The sequence below is a fragment of the Neisseria sicca 4320 genome (assembly GCF_000193735.1).
Classification (GTDB): domain Bacteria; phylum Pseudomonadota; class Gammaproteobacteria; order Burkholderiales; family Neisseriaceae; genus Neisseria; species Neisseria sicca_E.
Window position 1 is genome coordinate 1 of sequence record NZ_AEPF01000131.1, and the last position, 18,145, is coordinate 18,145.

Consider the following 18,145-nt stretch of genomic DNA (forward strand, 5'->3'; position numbering starts at 1 on the left):
ATATTCCCGAAATACAGTTTCCCCTATAATTCCGACTTTCCAGCCCCCATACTACCATCCGCCCCATGACTACGGACTTCGACATCCCCCTTTTCCTTAAAAATCTGCCCAATCTGCCCGGCGTGTACCGTTTTTTCGACGAAGGCGGCAACGTCTTATACGTCGGCAAAGCGGTCAACCTCAAGCGTCGCGTGTCCGGCTATTTCCAGAAAAACGACCATTCCCCACGCATCGCATTGATGGTGAAACAGGTTCATCATATCGAAACCACCATCACCCGTTCCGAAGCCGAAGCGCTGATTCTTGAAAACAACTTCATCAAAGCCCTGTCGCCCAAATACAATATCCTTTTCCGCGATGACAAAAGCTATCCCTATCTCATGCTCAGCGGACATCAATATCCGCAGATGGCGTATTACCGCGGCACGCTGAAAAAGCCGAACCAATACTTCGGCCCCTATCCCAACAGCAATGCCGTGCGTGACAGCATCCAAGTCCTGCAAAAAGTCTTCATGCTGCGCACCTGCGAAGACAGCGTGTTCGAACACCGCGACCGCCCTTGTCTGCTTTACCAAATCAAACGCTGCACCGCGCCCTGCGTCGGACACATCAGCGAAGAAGACTATCGCGACAGCGTGCGCCAAGCCGCCACTTTCCTCAACGGCAAAACCGACGAACTGACCCGCACCCTGCAACACAAAATGCAGACCGCCGCCGCCAACCTGCAATTTGAAGAAGCCGCCCGTTACCGAGACCAAATCCAGGCACTCGGCATCATGCAGAGTAACCAGTTCATCGACAGCAAAAACCCGAACAACCCCAACGACATCGACCTGCTTGCGCTCGCCGTTTCAGACGGCCTTGTCTGCGTACACTGGGTCAGCATACGCGGCGGGCGGCACGTCGGCGACAAAAGCTTCTTCCCCGACACCAAAAACGACCCCGAACCAAACGGACAAGACTACGCCGAAGCCTTCGTTGCCCAACACTATCTGGGCAAAAGCAAACCCGACATCATCATTAGCAACTTCCCCGTCCCCGACGCATTGAAAGAAGCCCTAGAGGGCGAACACGGCAAACAAATGCAGTTCGTGACCAAAACCATAGGCGAACGCAAAGTCTGGCTGAAAATGGCGGAACAAAACGCACAAATGGCGATTGCCCAACGCCGCCTGCAACAAAGCAGCCAGCAACACCGCATCGACGAGTTGGCAAAAATCCTGAACATGAATTCAGACGACCTCAACCGCCTCGAATGCTTCGACATCAGCCACACTCAAGGCGAAGCCACCATCGCCTCCTGCGTCGTGTACGACGAACAAAACATCCAACCCTCGCAATACCGCCGCTACAACATCACCACCGCCAAACCCGGCGACGACTACGCCGCCATGCGCGAAGTCCTCACCCGCCGCTACGGCAAAATGCAGGAAGCCGAAGCCAACGGCGAGGCCGTCAAATGGCCCGATGTCGTATTGATTGACGGCGGCAAAGGACAAATCGGCATCGCCGTATCCGTATGGGAGGAACTCGGTCTGCACATCCCCTTGGTCGGCATCGCCAAAGGCCCCGAACGCAAAGCCGGCATGGAAGAACTCATCCTCCCGTTCACCGGCGAAACCTTCCGCCTGCCCCCGCACAGCCCCGCCCTGCACCTCCTGCAAACCGTGCGCGACGAATCGCACCGTTTCGCCATCACGGGGCACCGCAAAAAACGCGACAAAGCCCGCGTTACCTCTTCCCTCAGCGACATCCCCGGCGTAGGCAGCAAACGCCGCCAAGCCCTGCTCACCCGCTTCGGCGGCCTGCGCGGTGTCGTTGCCGCCAGCAAAGAAGATTTGGAACAAGTCGAAGGCATCAGCAAGGCATTGGCGGAAACTATTTACGAGCATCTGCATTGAAAGATGCAATTCAAATGCGAATCCGCCGACCTTTCTTCTTTCCAAACCCTATTTAAACCAAGACTTAATACGTGCAAACAGAGACATGCTTTGTTTCTCAAAATTCTCGCTTAACACGGGAACGGACGGAGCATTGCGGATCACTTTCATACCGGCAAACGTTTGTGCGACAGGCATGATTTCGATGGAGTTGACGTTCATGTGCGCCGGACGCTGATAGAGCCACAAAACCGTATCCGCAATGTCTTGCGGCTGAATGGATTCAACATTTTCATAAACCTTCTCCGCCCGCCCGTCATCGCCCTTAAAGCGGACGTTGGAAAACTCGGTACCGCCGCACAAACCCGGCTCGATGTTGGTGACGCGGATGTTTTTATCCGCCAATTCCGCGCGCAGGTTCATGCTGAACTGACGCACAAACGCTTTGGTCGCGCCGTAAACGTTGCTGCCCTCGTAGGCATAGCTGCCGGCAATCGAACCCAGATTCATGATATAGCCTAGTTTACGCTCTGCCATTTGCGGCAGGATTTGACGCGTCAGGAAAGTCAAACCGACGATGTTCGTTTGAATCATGGTTTCCCAATCGCTGAAATCTGCTTTGTCTGCTGTTTCCAAACCCAAAGCCAATCCGGCGTTGTTAATCAGGCAATCGATTTCGGCAAAATTTTCAGGCAGGCTGTCGAGTGCGTTGCGTATCGACTCGGTACGCGAAACGTCCATTTCCAAAGGATAAAACCGCTCGCCCAACTCAGCCGCCAATGCCTGCAGTTTCTCGCCACGCCGCGCCGCACCGATAACGAAATAACCTGCCTGAGCAAACGTGCGGCACATCGCCTCACCGAAACCTGCCGACGCGCCGGTAACCAAAATCGCCATAACTATTTCCTTTCTTTTCTCGTTTTGTAAACCCATTTCAGGTATGATTGCAACTTTTCAGACGACCTCTTCGGACGTCGTCTGAAAAATATGAATAACAAAATACTATCACAGGACACAAAAGCCATGAATACCAAACTCTTCTCAGCAGCCCTGCTCGCTGCCCTGACTCTTTCCGCCTGCGGTGGCGGCGCGCCTGCGCAACCCAAAGGCCCGATCTCCGAAGACCGTACCACTGCGTTCAAAGCCATGATGCCCGAGTTCTCCGGCATGGGCAAAATGGTAAAAGGCGAAGAGCCTTACGACGTAGAGAAATTCAAGCAGGCTGCGGCAACTTTTGCCGAAACCAGCAAAAAACCTTTCACTTTCTTCCAATCTGACGACAAAGGCAACGGCCGCGCCCTGCCTGCGGTTTGGTCTGATGCGGCTAAATTCAAAGCCGAAGAAGACAAATTCGCCGCTGCCGTTGAGAAACTGAATGCCGCCGCACAAACCGGCAAGCTGGAAGAAATCAAAGCCGCTTACAGCGAAACCGGCGCAAGCTGCAAATCCTGCCACGACACCTTCCGCGCTCCGGAAGAATAAACCGCTGCGCAGAAACACAAAAAGGTCGTCTGAAATCCGGTTTCAGACGACCTTTTGAGTTTCGATTTGAGTTTCGATGAATAGGAAAAAAGTCATATCCGAACATTGCGGACAAGTATCCCAAACCGGCTTTTTGTACCGTTGTCATTTCTCTTTTTCACGCAGACGCAAGCCGATGACGCTACCCATTCCCGACAAGGCGCGCTTATCCTGATTTTTGCGATTTGGCGCGGCGCACGGTAATGCTCTCGCCCCCGATACCCCAGTTATCCATATCCACTTCGTCAATGACGACGACCGTGGTCTGCGGATTTTTATTCAATACACGGGCAAGCAACTCGGTAACGCCATGGATAAGCTCGGCTTTCTGTTCGGCACTCGGAGCCTCGCTACCGCCCGTTACCTTGATATTGACGTAAGGCATCATTGTCCTTTCTAAGATGTAGTAAATTCAAATAACCCGATTCATTCCGTGCTTCTTGCTCCCGCCTGCGCAGGAAGAGAAATATAGTGGATTAACTTTAAACCAGTACGGCGTTGCCTCGCCTTAGCTCAAAGAGAACGATTCTCTAAGGTGCTGAAGCACCAAGTGAATCGGTTCCGTACTATCTGTACTGTCTGCGGCTTCGTCGCCTTGTCCTGATTTTTGTTAATCCACTTAACGGCTTAGAAACGTCCTGTTTTTATTTTATAGTGGATTAAAATTGCAATGATACGGCGTTGCCAACGCCCTTATGTACTACCCGTACACGGCGGGCGTTGCCGCCTTGTCTCATTTTTATTTTAATCCACTATATTCCGCCTTAGGCGATGGGCTTAAAGGTCGTCTGAAAACTTTCAGACGACCTCATCATTATCCGGCATTCATCTTGTCTTCAAATGCCGCCAAAATCCGCGCGACTTCTTCTGCGTCTTTGACCGCCCTTACCGCGTCAAACAGTTCCTGCGCTTCTCCAAACTCTTTCTTCATCATGCCCAGCCATTGTTTCAGACGGGCGACGGGATATTTGTTGTTCGCTTCTTTAGTGAGACACAAGTGGAAAAATTGATTTATCCACGTCGAAACTTCGGCGAAATCGGTATCGCGGACGGTTTCGCCGTTTTCGTATTGTTTGATTTGACGCGCCAAATCGGGGCGGATGACGGCGCCGCGGCCGAGCATGACACTGTTGCAGCCCGTCATCTCTTTAATATCGATATAGTCTTTGAGGCTGAACACGTCGCCGTTGGCGGTTACGGGGATGGCGACGTGTTCGCGGATTTTGCGTATCCATTCCCAATGCGCGGGCGGTTCGTAGCCTTCGACTTTGGTGCGGGCGTGTACGGTCAGGGCGCAGGCTCCGCCTTCGGCAATGGCGGCGGCGCATTCGAGCGCGAGACTTTTGTCTTCGTAGCCGAGCCGCATTTTACCGGTGAGCGGGATGTGTTCGGGCAGGCGTTGGCGCAGGGTTTTGACGATATGGTGGATGAGGGCGGGCTCTTTGAGCAGGACGGCGCCGCCTTTGTGTTTGTTGACCGTCGGCGCGGGGCAGCCAAAATTGAGGTCGATTTTGTCCGCGCCGAAGCGGACGGCTTCCAAGGCATTGACCGCCATATTGTCGGCGTCGCTGCCCAAAAGCTGGACGGTACAGGGCGTGCCTGCGGGGGTCTTGTTGCCATTGGCGATTTCGGGGGCGTATTTGAGCCAGGTGGAACGGGAATGGACGGTGTGTGTAATGCGGACGAACTCGCTGACGCATTCGTCGTAGCCGCCGATACGGGTCAGCAAATCGCGCATCACATCGTCCACCAGCCCCTGCATGGGCGCAAGGATAAGCTGCATATCGGAGGAGGTCGTCTGAAAAAAGGAAATGCGTATTGTAGCGGTATATCGGTTAAAATACACGCTTTCCACATAGACGGCGCAAGCGATGGCGATGAACGAAAAAATCCGTTTGATTATCGATACCGACCCCGGGCAGGACGATGCCGCAGCCATTTTGGCGGCACACGGTCTGGCACGGCGCGGCTTGGTCGATTTTTTGGGCATGACCGTCGTCGCCGGCAATGTCGGTATGGATTTGACGGCAAAAAACGCGCGCATCGTTTGCGACTGGGCGGGCGAGGAAGATTTCCCTGTTTACGCCGGCGCAGTCAAGCCTTTATTGCGCGAGTTGGAAACGGCGGAAGCGGTACACGGCAAAACGGGCTTGGACGGTACGGCGCTGCACGAGCCACGCTGTCCTTTGCAAAAGCAACACGCGGTTGCGTATTTGGTGGAAACTTTGAGCCGCGCCGAAGACGCTTCGATTACCTTGTGTCCGATAGGTCCGCTGACCAATATCGCGCTGGCGTTGAGCATCGCGCCGGAAGCCGTCCGCGCCATCAAACGCATCGTCTTGATGGGCGGCAATTATTTTGAAGCAGGCAACATGACGCCAGCCGCCGAATTCAATTTCTTCACCGACCCGCACGCGGCGCAAATCGTGTTGCAAAGCGGTGCACCGATTACGGTTTTGCCGCTGGACGTTACACATAAGGCACAAATCACTTCCAAACGCATGAACCGCTTACGTCGTCTGAAAAACGCCAACGGCAGCCGTTTGGCGGATATTTTGCAAAGTTACGAACGTTTCGACATTCAGCAGTTTGGCTTGGAAGGCGGTCCGCTACACGACCCTTGCGCCGTCATCTGCGCCGTGTTCCCCGAATTGTTTTCAGGCAGGATGTGCCGCGTGGATGTGGAGACGCAAAGCGGACTGTCCACCGGCGCGTGCGCCGTCGATTGGCACGGAACGACCGGCAAAACGCCCAATGCGCTTTGGATAACCGAAGTCGATGCCGACCGTATGTTTGAAGAACTGACCGCCGCCATTGCCGAACTGCCTTGATTTCCCGATTTTGATTTTTCAGACGACCCCTTTTCAGACGACCTCATCATGAACCCGAAAATTCCCGCCACAGCAGCCATGTTGGTCAAAAACTCGGAACGTTATCTGACCGAAGTATTGACCGCGCTTCAAGACTTCGACGAAGTTTTGCTGCTCGACAACGGCTCGACCGACCGCACCTTTGAAATCGCCGAACGCTTCACCAACGTCAGTTATTACAAATACGACTTCATCGGCTTCGGACCGATGAAAAACCTCGCCGCCCGCCTCGCGCAAAACAATTGGATATTCAGCATAGACAGCGACGAAGTGGCAGATGGCGAACTGATTGCCGCCATCCGCAAAGCCGTGGCGGAAAACAAAGAACAAAACATCTTCTCGCTCTCGCGCCTGAACCACTACAACGGCCGCCTGATCAAAGCCTGCGGCTGGTATCCCGACATTATCCCGCGCCTTTACCACCGCCGGTTTACCCGTTTTTCCGACCGTCAGGTGCATGAATCGCTGATCTTGCCGCCCGATGCAAACATCCGTCCGCTCGAAGGTCGTCTGAAACACTATTCCTTCGAAAACGCCGAAGGGCTGATTCAGAAAATGCAGCAATACAGCTCGCTCTACGCCGAAGAAAACCGCTACAAAAAAGACAGCTCACCCTTCAAAGCCTTGCTGCACGGCAGCGTATCGTTTGTCAAAAACTACCTGCTCAAACGCGGTTTCGCCTACGGCGCGGATGGCTTGACCATTTCCATCGCCAATGCGCAAGGTTCGTACTACAAATATGTCAAACTTTACGAGCGCAACCGCAATATTAGCGTCGCCCTGATTGTAACCACCTACAACCGTCCCGACGCGCTGGAGCTGGTTTTAAAATCCGCGCTCGCGCAAACCCGCCGGCCCGACGAAATCATCGTCGCCGACGACGGTTCGCGCCAAGACACCGCCGAAGTCGTCGAGTTCATCCGCAGCCACACTGACATCCCCGTCAAACATTCTTGGCGGCCAGACGACGGCTTCCGCGCCGCCGAATCGCGCAACCGCGCGCTGGCGCAGGCAAAAAGCGACTACATCATCCTCATCGACGGCGACATGATACTCGACCCGTCCTTCGTCGCCGACCACCTCAAACTCGCACGCAAAGGCAGGCTGGTACAAGGTTCGCGCGTCATCCTGACCCAAGCGCGTACCGAAGAAATTTTAGATTCCGGCGAATTGCCCGATTTGTCCGTGTTCAGCCAAGGCATAGAAAAACGCCTCTCCGCCCTGCGCTGCCGCAGCCTGTCCGCCCTGATCGGCAGACAAAGCAGCCGCAAACACAAAGGCATCAAAACCTGCAACATGGGCTTTTTCCGCAGCGATGCGCTTGCCGTCAACGGCTTCGACAACCGTTTCGTCGGCTGGGGGCGCGAAGACAGCGAATTCGTCGCCCGCCTCTTCCATAACGGCATGAAACGCCACAACCTCAAATTCGCCGGCATCGCCTACCACCTCTGGCACCACGAAGCCGAACGCGACGCCCTGCCGCAAAACGACGCCCTGCTCAAAGCTACGCTGTCCGAACAAAAAATCCGCTGCGAACATGGCATGGACGAGTTCATAAAATAAACCGTTTTGCGTGTGTTTCCCCCCTCAAACGTCGTCTGAAACCTTTCAGACGACGTTTTACCTTCAAGCAGCCGCCAGCCCATCAAATCTTTACTGAAACCAAACACTTGCAGTGCTATACTATTAATACAACGACAAACGATTCACACACTACGGTTACACATCATGTCCCCCCGCCCGATTACCATCACCTCATACAACATGCACAAAGGCATGTCCGCGCTCAACCGCAAAGTCCAAGTGGACAGCATGGCGGAAGAGCTGCGCGGCATAGGCTCGGATGTCCTGTTTTTACAAGAAGTGCAAGGTCAACACCTGATGCGCAGCAACAGGCTGCCCGACTTCCCCGAACAACCGCATTACGACATCCTCGGCGACCGCCTTTCCTACAACCGCAGCTACGGCAAAAACGCCGTTTACCCGCAGCGCCATCACGGCAACGCCATCCTCAGCCGCCTGCCGCTGGAAACCCGCCACAACCTCAACATCAGCGTCAACAAACTCGAACAGCGCGGCGTACTCCATTGCGAAGTCCTGCCCGAAGGCTGGGACATCCCGCTCGTCTGCCTGTGCGCCCATCTCAACCTGCGCGAACCCGACCGCGCCAAACAATACCGCGCCATCTTCGAATACGTCGTGCATCACATCGACCCGCAAAGCCCGCTGATTCTCGCCGGCGACTTCAACGACTGGCGGCAAAAATCCGCCCTGTCCTTGGGTAACGCCCTGAACCTGAACGAAGTATTCGTCGACAGCAACGGCAAACGCCCCAAAACCTTCCCCGCCCGCCTGCCCGTCCTCAGCCTCGACCGCGTCTATACCCGCAACCTGGAAGTCTTAGACTCCCAAATCCACAACGGCAAAAACTGGCAACGCCTCTCCGACCACTTGCCCTTAAGCGTCAAAGTCAGACCCAAACTGCCTTGACCGTTCCAACGACAAAGGTCGTCTGAAAACCTGAAATCGGGAATTTCAGACGACCTTCCATATCCACGCTCCTACCCGCCACACCGTATGAGGTTCAAATACAGGATATTTATACCATCATTTAAATTCCGTCGTTCCTACCTGAATTTGATGTAAAACGATAGAAGAATCTCTTGTATTTTCAACCCCTTTATTTCCCTACACTTCGTTTCCCGATAAAATACGCCTTTTCGATTTTGACTCTATCTGCCATGCCGACCGACCTTCAAGCCATCAACCGCCTGCTGCCGCAAACCCAGTGCCGAGAATGCGGCTATCAAGGCTGCCTGCCTTATGCACAAGCTTTGCTGCACGAAGATGCGCCTGTTAATCTGTGCGCGCCCGGTGGAGAAGCGGTGATGGTGGATATTGCCTCCTTATTGGGCAAGCCGCGCGTCGCGCCCGTCAAAATCCAGCCCAAAGCTGTCGCCTTGATAGACGAAGCCGCCTGTATCGGCTGTACCGCCTGCATCCGCGCTTGTCCTGTCGATGCGATTATGGGCGCAAGCAAGTTCATGCACACCGTCATCAGCGACGAATGCACAGGCTGCGGACTCTGCCTCCCACCTTGTCCGGTGGATTGTATCGACATGATACCTTCCGAACACGACTATCTCCCCGCCGCGCGCAGCCTGAGCCGCTCTTCCGAAGCACGTTTCGCCGCCGCCGAACACGCGCAAAGCCGCTTTGATTGGCACACGGAGCGCAAAGCACGCGATGAGGCGGAACGCAAAGCCATGCTTGCCGAGCGCGAAGCCGCTGTTAAAGCCAAACAGGCACAAATTCAAGCCGAAACCCAAGCTGCCGCCAAACCTGCCTTCAATCCCATGGATTTGATTGCCAAAGCCATGGCGAAAGCCCAATCCCAACAAGACAAACTGGTTGCATCCGACAACCGTGAAGCCTTCAAAAACCGACAAATCGAAGAAGCCAAAGAACGCGCCGAATTACGCCGCGCCCAGCGTGATGTCAAATATGGCAACGAAGAAGAAAAAGCCGCCGCACTTGCCTATCTGCGCCGTTATAAAGCGGAGCAGGAAGCAGCCAAAGAAATACGGTGATTTTGGTGAAGAGACTTTGAAGGTCGTCTGAAATAGGTTTTCAGACGACTTTATATAGTGGATTAACTTTAAATCAGGACAAGGCGACGAAGCCGCAGACAGTACAGATAGTACGGAACCGATTCACTTGGTGCTTCAGCACCTTAGAGAATCGTTCTCTTTGAGCTAAGGCGAGGCAACGCCGTACTGGTTGAAAGTTAATCCACTATAAAAAAGATTCCGTCATTCCAGTGCAGATGAAAATCCTTATTCAATAATCGGAAATTTCCAAATACATCATTCCTACGGAGAATATTGATAAAAACAAACTACCGCTTCAACAAAAAGAAGGTCGTCTGAAAACGCAGCATAGACAATTCCAGCGTTTTCAGACGACCTTTTTCAATCCGTCCTTATTTCTGCCAATACGTTTTCACGTTCACAAATTCATACAACCCGAATTCAGACAATTCCCGCCCGTAACCTGAGGCTTTGACGCCGCCAAAGGGTAGGCGCAGGTCGCTACTGGTGTGGCGGTTGATAAAGACCGAGCCTGCTTGGATTTTTTCGGCAAACGCCCAAGCGCGACGTGTATCGGCGGTATAAATGCTGGCGCCCAATCCGTAGGGCGTATCGTTGGCAAGGGCGACAGCGTGTTCCTCGTCCTTCGCCCGCAAAATCATGGCAACCGGCCCGAAAACCTCTTCATTCCAAACGCGGCAGTCGGGATTAACCTTATCCAACACTGTGGCAGGGTAAAACCAGCCCTTTCCTTCTGGAATAAAACCGCCCGTCAAAACTTCTGCGCCGTGTGCGACTGCGTCCTGCACTTGAGCGTGTACGTTTGCGCGCAAGTCTTCACGGTGCAGCGGGGCGAGTGTGGTCGCAGGGTCTTTGGGATCGCCTGTTTGCAGTTTGGCGCATTCGGCAAGAAACAAAGGGATAAAGCGGTCGGCGACGGCTTCAGTAACGACGATTCGTTTGGCGGCATTGCAAGACTGACCGGCGTCGCGGAAACGCGAATAACAGGCTTCAGCAGCGGCGCGTTCGATATCCGCATCGGGCATGACGATAAAAGGGTTGCTGCCGCCGAGTTCGAGGACGGTTTTCTTGAGGTGCATTCCCGCATGGGCGGCGAGCAGGCGGCCGGTCTGTGTTGAACCAGTAAACGCCATCGCATCGGTGTCTTCAATGGCTCTCAATGTATCGTCGTTGTCCAGCCACGCACCAATCAACGGGAGGTCGTCTGAAACCAGTTCCAGCAACGCCGCGCTGACCCGTGCAACACTGGGCGCAGGTTTGACGGCACAAGCATTGCCCGCACACAGGGCAGGAATGGCAAAACGCAAAACCTGCCAAACAGGATAGTTCCACGGCATGACGGCAAGCACAACACCCAACGGCTCAAAACGCACCTGACTGAGGCTCGCCTGCGTGGCAATGGTCTTATGCGCCAGCAACTCAGGGGCAAGGCGGACGTAATATCGGATGAGTTCGACCGATTTATCCAGTTCGGCACGGCATTCATGCAGGCAGCGTCCGACTTCTTCACAAACCATTTCCGCAAGCCGCTCCTTGTTTTGCGCCAAACGCTCGGCAAAGGCTTGCAGCAAAGCAGTCCGTCCGGTAACGCCCAACCGCGCAAACGCCTGCCGGCGCACCTTCAACGCTGTCAATTCTTGTGCAAATTCGGCATAACTCTGCGCTGGACGGCAGCAAAGGGTTTCGCCGGTATAGGCATTGATGCTGTGAAACATGGTTCGGCTCCTTTGTATATCGGTTTTATTTTAGGTCGTCTGAAAATAAAGATGTTCTTTCAGACGACGTTTGTGCATCATCAAAGAAACGCGATTATATAGCAAACTTAGTTAACTCCATGCAGTCCTTTCTAAATAGACAGCCTGAACGAAAAAGAATTTATGTAACTCGATAATCACTCATTAAGAAGTAATCGAAATATCTAAAATAAGCCTAAAAAATAATAAAGGTCGTCTGAAACCCTGTTTCCAAGGTTTTCAGACGACCTTTCATCATCAACACAGATTATAGGAAGCAGAACCAATAGCAGCCGAATTTGCAAATGGCAATGATTTCCCACCAATTTGCAATAAATTGTCTAAATAACCATATGTAGCACCAGCCGCATTTACCCAATCCTTACTAGTATATTTATCTTGATTGGGAAGTACAAGATTATTGCTTGCAATATTGCTCGCATTAACGACACCATTACCAATATTTATAGCTTCAGAAACTCTTGACATGGAAACAAACTCCTAATCTTTAGTTACTTACTGCTTGACAAAACTCTAAGATTTTTATATTTATCATTACGGCTAATTATAAAAAATAATAGAGACAATATAAAAAAATAAACCAAAAAGATAAATCTGATTTTAGATTTGCAATATATCTATCCCTATAAAGCGAAACCATTTCTCCATAAGTATAAAAAATACTATCATTTAGCTTTAGCTCATAAATTGTCATATTATCATCTACTTTAGCATATACTTTATAACCATATAAGTTTCTTGGATTTTCACAAAATATTTTATTTGAATCTGATATGCACTTACCTTCCCTTTCTAGCTTTACCGCAATCCAATCACATCTACCCGGCGCATAAACTCCTCCTATACCTCTAGCTCCATACCCCACTAGGAGCTTATTCACATTACCACAGTAAATATTTATGTTTTTATTCTTTGTTTTAATATAAATTCCATCCAATCTTTCTTTATACTTTCCAGGTGGTGGGCGGTCATCATGGATAACTTCTCCAGTAATAGTATGCAAACTTTTATATTTAGGTTGATTATATAGATAATAACTATAATTTTTTAAATCCTGGAAGCTGACAATAAAAAATGGAATAGAGAAAAAGAAAAAGAAAAAAGAAATCTGTTTAGGATTAAAGGGAACGGCTTTTGTTTTTTCCACAAGAATATCCATCTTCAAAATAAAATTTCCAATAAAATACCACATTCCCATAAACCTACAACCCATTTTAAATAAACGGTATTTAACTCAGATAAACGTATCATTACAACTGTAAATACTATCAAAGGTCGTCTGAAAACTTTTCAGACGACCTATAGGTTTCAAGTAGCTAATAGTATTCAATACGATGGTTTTTCAAAAGTTAAATTATGGTTAAACACCGAATTTGCCTATCAGTTTTCTGACGGTTTTTATCCGTATCAGGTGCCTTTATCCTCAGTGCCTTTATCCTGATAAATGATAACTTAGACTAAGATTCTTGCTTGATGTGCGGCAAACCCAGCTGCAGAAATCCAAAAGGTCGTCTGAAGAAAGTTTTCAGACGGCCTTTTGATTTTTTACCAAATGCTCGTGTGAAACCGCTACTAAAGCTCAATCTGCGAAGCGTATTGTTGCTAAACAACAGATTACCCATCTTGCACCCATTGCCATCTTTACCAATCTGTTTTACCTTGAATCCGCGTTAAATTAATGTTCATCCGGCTGCCTAGACAGTATAATTCCCGCCGTTTGAATCGAATATACGAGGTTTCGGATGAATCAGCTTAAATTGGCGGTTTCGGGCGCGCAGATTTTGTTTGTGGCGTTCGGTGCGATGGTGCTTGTACCGCTTCTGACGGGGTTGAACCCTGCACTGGCATTGTTAGGCGCGGGGATTGGGACGTTGCTGTTCCAATTGGTTACTCGGCGTAAGGTGCCGATTTTTTTGGGTTCTTCATTTGCTTTTATCGCACCGATTATTTACTCGATTGGTGAATGGGGTCTGCCTTCAACGATGTTCGGTCTGTTTGCGGCCGGCTTTATGTATTTTGTATTCGCGGGTTTAATCAGGTGGCGCGGGCTGGCGGCGGTTCACCGCTTGCTGCCGCCGGTAGTCATCGGGCCGGTGATTATGGTCATCGGTTTGTCGGTAGCCGCTGCGGCAAGCAGTATGGCTATGGGGCAGGCTGACGGCAAACAGGTAATTGATTATGCAGACTCGTTGATTTTGTCGGGCTTTACTTTTGCGGTAACGGTCGTGGTGTCGGTTTTCGGCAGCCGCATGATGAAACTGGTGCCGATTTTGATCGGTGTGGCCTCGGGCTACACATTGGCTTTGATAATGGGCTTGGTAGATACTGCCGCCATCGTCAATGCGCCTTGGTTTGCAGTGCCTCATTTTGAAACGCCGCAAGTCAACTGGCAGGCTGCGCTGTTTATGCTGCCAGTGGCGATTGCACCTGCCATCGAGCATATCGGCGGTATTATGGCTATTGGAAATGTTACCGGTCAAAACTATACGAAAGATCCGGGTTTGGATAAGACGCTGGCGGGCGACGGTTTGGGCGTATGCGTAGCCGGTTTGATCGGCGGACCGCCGGTAACGACTTACGGCGAGGTTACGGGCGCGGTGATGATTACGAAAAACAGTAATCCTGTCATCATGACTTGGGCGGCGATTTTTGCCATTGCAATGGCGTTTTTCGGTAAATTCAATGCGTTTTTGGCTTCCATCCCGATGCCTGTCATGGGCGGCATTATGCTGCTTTTGTTCGGGACGATTGCATCTTTGGGTGTGAAAACGCTGATTGATGCGAAGGTTGATTTGATGCTGCCTAAAAATCTGGTTATCGTCAGCTCTGTGTTGACGACAGGTATCGGCGGCATGGTCATCAAAATCGGTACGTTGAGCTTTGCCGGAGTGGGCTTGTGCGCAATATTGGCCATTATTTTGAATATACTGTTGCCGGATAGAGAACAATAGTCATCAGCTTGAAAAGGTCGTCTGAAATTTTTCAGACGACCTTTTTGCTTCTTTATTTCGACCAGCCGCCGCCCAATGCCTTATACAGCGACACCAGCATCTGCGCCCTTGCCAGCCGCGCCGCAATCAGGTTTTCCTGCACTTGGTCTTCAGCGATATGGGCTTTGAGGGCGACATCCAGCGTTTTGTAGCCGTTGCGGAACATTTTTTCCGTATCGGCCGCGTGGCGTGCTGCCTGATTATGGGCGGTTTGCAGCAGTTCGGTTTGGCGGCTTAGTGATTCCACGCTTTGATATGCGCTATCCACTTCGCCCAGCGCAGTCAGGAGCCGTTTATCGTATTCCAGCAATGCCGTCTGAAGACGCGCATCGGCGGCTTTGATATTGGCTTTGATGCGGCCGTTGGTGAACAGCGGCGTCTGTATACCCACCGACAGCAAACTTGCCCAGCCGGTCAGCGAACGGTCGCCGTCCACACCGATGCGTCCGCCCTAACCCATAAAGCTGATGGTGAAGCGCGGCAGCAAATCGGCTTTGGCACTGGCGAATTTGGCGGCATAGGCATTGACTTGCGCCGCCTGTGCGCGCAGATCGGGTCGGCGTTCCAGCAAGCCTTGCGGCGTCTGCCCGCTTGGTGCGGAGGGTTGGCGCGCCAACGCATCAACAGACGATTCAGGCAGCGTAAACGTTTGCGGCACGTTGCCGGTCAACACGGCGATACTGCGCACATAAGCGGCGTATTCTGCCCCTATCATGGCGCGTTTGGCTTCCGCTGCGGTCAGTTGCACTTTCGCCTCGTTCACTTCATAGCCGCTGACATGTCCCGCCTTAAACCGCCCCTCGATGTAGCGCACCATCCGCCGCAGGGTGGCAACGGTTTGGTCGGCGGTTTTCAGACGACCTTGAGCCGCACGCGCTTTGAAATAATTGTCGGCAATATCGCCCGCCACCAGCATTTGCGCGCCATATGCCAGCTCTTGTTGTCCGAGTGCGGCATAACGGGCGGCATCGGCATCGCTGCGTTTCTTGCCGAAAATATCCGGCTCCCACGAAGCGGTCAACCCGCCGTACAGGGTGGTACTTTGAGAATCGATGGTATCGTCGTTTAAGGACGAAGTCTGCGGATAACGCGAGAGCAACGCGCGGGCATTGCTGTTGAGCGGGTTATCCATTTGGCTGTAATTCGCCATCGCCTTGCCGCTCAGCCCGACGGTCGGCCCCAAATCGGCACGCACCATTCCCGCCACGGCACGGGCTTCGTTCAGACGGCTGACAGCGATTTTCACATCATGCCCCTGCGCCAAACCCTGCGCGATTAATCCGCTTAACACCGGATCGTTCCACTGCTGCCACCACGCCCCGATGTCCGCATCGCCCTTCGCCGCCGCATCCTGCGTAAACGTTTCGGGCAATTCAACCTGACTGTTTAACGGAACTTCTGTGTTTTTACAAGCGGCGATAGCTAAAACTGCGGCAACACACAGTAAATGGATTTGATTGAATTTCATCGTATTTTCCTTTTTGAAAAGGTTTTAGCGTTCCGTTTTGGCAAAATTTGCTCCGCTCGTTTTCAGAGTGTGCAGCCTCTTGACCGGACAACCTTTCGACGACCTCTCAGAAGATTTTTTGCGAAACCTAGAAACCTAAATGTAAGCCTGCGGCTTACTACCCTCTCCCTAACCCTCTCCCACGGGGAGAGGGGGCAAATTGGCAGAAAATCTAAAACATGGTTGGGTTTCGGCATCCTCAATCCCCTTTCCCCGTGGGAGAGGGCTAGGGAGAGGGCAGCGAACCGTCAGGTTTGCTTTTAGCGATCCTCGGCGGTAAGACCTCATCAACCCTGCCTCTCCAACATCCCTTGAAACCGCAACAATGCCAGCCATAAGAATCCTACGCCGATACAGCCCATAATCAGCATATGCCCCCACACGATTTCAATCCCCGCGCCGCGGAACAGGATGTCCTGCGAAAATTTGACGAACTGCGTCAGCGGCCAATATTCGCTGATCAGTTGCGCCGCGTAAGGCATGTTGCTGCGCGGGGATGCGCCGCCGGCAAACAGGTTCATCACGATATACACCGGCAGCATCAGCATTCCGAACTGCCCCATCGTCGATGCGAACGTGGCAATCATGATGCCCAGCGACGCCACCGAAAACAAAAATAACGCCAGCCCTACCGCATAAAGCGGCACCGAGCCGATGAGCGGCACGCCTATGCTCAAATGCACGATAAACCACAGCGACGACAACGCCGCCACCCAAATCACGGCGGCATTTGCCAGCACTTTGCCCATCATCAGTTCGAACGCATTGACCGGCATCACCAGCAGATGCTCGATTGTGCCGCGTTCGCGTTCGCGGATAACCGCCGCCCCCGTCAATAAAATCAGCAACATACACGACATCGAGCCGATTTGCGAAGTCGGCATGAACCACGCGCTTTCGCCGTTGGGATTGTAATAAGTATTGATGACGGGGTTGATTAACTCCGGCCGCGTCACGCCGGTGAATTCGTAAATTTCGCGGTTGATAATTTGCGAAAGATAAGACGCGCCCACCCCCGCCTGCGTCATCGACGTCGCATCAACCAAAAGCTGCAAATCAGGATTGCGCCCCGCCGCCATGTCGCGCTGAAAATTGGGCGGCACTTCCAAAATAAAGGTGAATTCGCCCTTGTCCATCAATTCGTCCGAATCTTCGCGCCGCACGTCCTCTACCGGTTTGAAAAACGGATGCTGCACGGCATCGCGGATGCGCATGGACAAGACCGAACGGTCTTGGTCGATGATGCCGACAGCGGCATTTTTCAAATCCGCGCCCACCTGCGCCATCTGATAAATCGTGGCGGTAAAGATATACACAATCAGCACCATCAGCACCGGATCAGTCAGCACGCTGCGGAACTCTTTGAGCATCAGGGTCAGAATGTTTTTCAGGGTACGCATGGGGATTCCTGTTTAAACGCTATGGATGAAGGTCGTCTGAAAACTTTATCTGTTCTTCAGACGACCTTTGTACAGTACATCGCCTACTATCTGGTTCTTTATGGAAATCATCAAACTCACCGCGACAGTACCGCCATACTGCAAAAACTTTCACAGGCAACATTTTCCGAAACGCAATTTTTTGTTTAAGCCCGCAACGTAAGTCAACTGCTTGATTACCAAGATATTCGTATAATCTTCAAGCGCACGGATGCTATGCGTCTCGCCGGGTTCGAGCCGGACAATTTGCAGGCCTTCGGTATGTAAAGTTTCAGACGACGTCGAGATTTGCGCACTACCGTTCAACACGATCAACAAAATAATCGCATCGGCTTCATAGGGCGGAATTTCATTGTCTTTCTGCAAAGAAAGCTGGACGATTTCCTGATCGGCATCACTGCTGATCACACCGCCCAACAGGGCTTTGGGGTCTAAGGTATATTGTTTCATCATCGCTCCTTTTCCATTTTTACATTTTCAAAAACTGAGAACATACGGCTGTTTTCATAGTATATATAGTGAATTAAATTTAAATCAGGACAAGGCGACGAAGCCGCAGACAGTACAGATGGT

General features: G+C 51.8%; 15 protein-coding genes and 1 pseudogene. 7 read left to right on the plus strand and 9 right to left on the minus strand.

The genetic code is table 11. The features are described 5' to 3' along the window. Positions 1–65: 65 nt before the first annotated feature. On the plus strand, positions 66–1,901 hold the full coding sequence (gene uvrC / locus NSCA4_RS0110910; protein ID WP_016688152.1) for an excinuclease ABC subunit UvrC: 1,836 nt from the start codon (positions 66–68) through the stop codon (positions 1,899–1,901). A 48-nt stretch (positions 1,902–1,949) separates the two neighbouring features. Here the strand turns inward: uvrC and NSCA4_RS0110915 are convergent, their stop codons facing one another. Then, a complete protein-coding gene (locus NSCA4_RS0110915) occupies positions 1,950–2,777 on the minus strand; it encodes an SDR family oxidoreductase (RefSeq protein WP_016688153.1) in 828 nt (275 codons plus the stop codon). A gap of 126 nt (positions 2,778–2,903) precedes the next feature. Between NSCA4_RS0110915 and NSCA4_RS0110920 the strand changes: the two genes are divergently transcribed. Further along, positions 2,904–3,362, plus strand: a complete 459-nt coding sequence (locus NSCA4_RS0110920; RefSeq protein WP_016688154.1) for a c-type cytochrome — start codon at positions 2,904–2,906, stop codon at positions 3,360–3,362. A gap of 205 nt (positions 3,363–3,567) precedes the next feature. Here the strand turns inward: NSCA4_RS0110920 and NSCA4_RS0110925 are convergent, their stop codons facing one another. Together NSCA4_RS0110925 and NSCA4_RS0110930 are read right to left on the minus strand one after the other, a co-directional pair. Next, entirely contained in the window at positions 3,568–3,786 is a 219-nt protein-coding gene (locus tag NSCA4_RS0110925) for a tautomerase family protein (RefSeq protein ID WP_016688155.1), read from the minus strand. Positions 3,787–4,215: 429 nt separating this feature from the next. Beyond that, positions 4,216–5,184, minus strand: a complete 969-nt coding sequence (locus NSCA4_RS0110930) for a tRNA dihydrouridine synthase (RefSeq protein WP_016688156.1) — start codon at positions 5,182–5,184, stop codon at positions 4,216–4,218. An 88-nt stretch (positions 5,185–5,272) separates the two neighbouring features. Between NSCA4_RS0110930 and NSCA4_RS0110935 the strand changes: the two genes are divergently transcribed. The 4 genes from NSCA4_RS0110935 to NSCA4_RS0110950 all read left to right on the plus strand — a co-directional run bounded on the left by NSCA4_RS0110935 (position 5,273) and on the right by NSCA4_RS0110950 (position 9,861). Then, the gene (locus tag NSCA4_RS0110935; protein ID WP_016688157.1) at positions 5,273–6,232 is read left to right on the plus strand and encodes a nucleoside hydrolase; all 960 of its coding nucleotides are present in this window, start codon (positions 5,273–5,275) and stop codon (positions 6,230–6,232) included. A gap of 48 nt (positions 6,233–6,280) precedes the next feature. Then, complete coding sequence (locus NSCA4_RS0110940; protein WP_016688158.1) at positions 6,281–7,834, plus strand: glycosyltransferase family 2 protein; 1,554 nt, start codon at positions 6,281–6,283, stop codon at positions 7,832–7,834. 165 nt (positions 7,835–7,999) lie between these two features. Beyond that, complete coding sequence (locus NSCA4_RS0110945; protein WP_016688159.1) at positions 8,000–8,761, plus strand: endonuclease/exonuclease/phosphatase family protein; 762 nt, start codon at positions 8,000–8,002, stop codon at positions 8,759–8,761. Between the two features lie 251 nt (positions 8,762–9,012). Beyond that, a complete protein-coding gene (locus tag NSCA4_RS0110950; RefSeq protein ID WP_016688160.1) occupies positions 9,013–9,861 on the plus strand; it encodes an RnfABCDGE type electron transport complex subunit B in 849 nt (282 codons plus the stop codon). A gap of 392 nt (positions 9,862–10,253) precedes the next feature. On the opposite strand, the gene NSCA4_RS0110955 is transcribed toward NSCA4_RS0110950, so the two are convergent. The 3 genes from NSCA4_RS0110955 to NSCA4_RS0110960 all read right to left on the minus strand — a co-directional run bounded on the left by NSCA4_RS0110955 (position 10,254) and on the right by NSCA4_RS0110960 (position 12,783). Continuing rightward, on the minus strand, positions 10,254–11,597 hold the full coding sequence (locus NSCA4_RS0110955) for an aldehyde dehydrogenase family protein (RefSeq protein WP_016688161.1): 1,344 nt from the start codon (positions 11,595–11,597) through the stop codon (positions 10,254–10,256). A gap of 276 nt (positions 11,598–11,873) precedes the next feature. Then, the gene (locus NSCA4_RS15310; protein WP_141565479.1) at positions 11,874–12,104 is read right to left on the minus strand and encodes a hypothetical protein; all 231 of its coding nucleotides are present in this window, start codon (positions 12,102–12,104) and stop codon (positions 11,874–11,876) included. A 76-nt stretch (positions 12,105–12,180) separates the two neighbouring features. Then, positions 12,181–12,783: a hypothetical protein gene (locus NSCA4_RS0110960; protein WP_141565480.1), complete on the minus strand. Its 603-nt coding sequence runs from the start codon at positions 12,781–12,783 to the stop codon at positions 12,181–12,183. Positions 12,784–13,378: 595 nt separating this feature from the next. On the opposite strand from NSCA4_RS0110960, the gene NSCA4_RS0110965 reads away from it, so the two are divergent. Beyond that, positions 13,379–14,587 carry a uracil-xanthine permease family protein gene (locus NSCA4_RS0110965; RefSeq protein WP_016688163.1) on the plus strand — a complete coding sequence of 403 codons (1,209 nt, stop codon included), beginning with the start codon at positions 13,379–13,381 and terminating at the stop codon, positions 14,585–14,587. A 52-nt stretch (positions 14,588–14,639) separates the two neighbouring features. Here the strand turns inward: NSCA4_RS0110965 and NSCA4_RS13185 are convergent. From NSCA4_RS13185 to NSCA4_RS0110980, 3 genes and pseudogenes are all read right to left on the minus strand, one after another. Then, a pseudogene (locus NSCA4_RS13185) lies at positions 14,640–16,094 on the minus strand (efflux transporter outer membrane subunit). Between the two features lie 326 nt (positions 16,095–16,420). Further along, complete coding sequence (locus NSCA4_RS0110975) at positions 16,421–17,533, minus strand: ABC transporter permease (RefSeq protein WP_016688166.1); 1,113 nt, start codon at positions 17,531–17,533, stop codon at positions 16,421–16,423. A 150-nt stretch (positions 17,534–17,683) separates the two neighbouring features. After that, complete coding sequence (locus NSCA4_RS0110980) at positions 17,684–18,022, minus strand: cupin domain-containing protein (protein WP_016688167.1); 339 nt, start codon at positions 18,020–18,022, stop codon at positions 17,684–17,686. Positions 18,023–18,145: the final 123 nt, after the last annotated feature.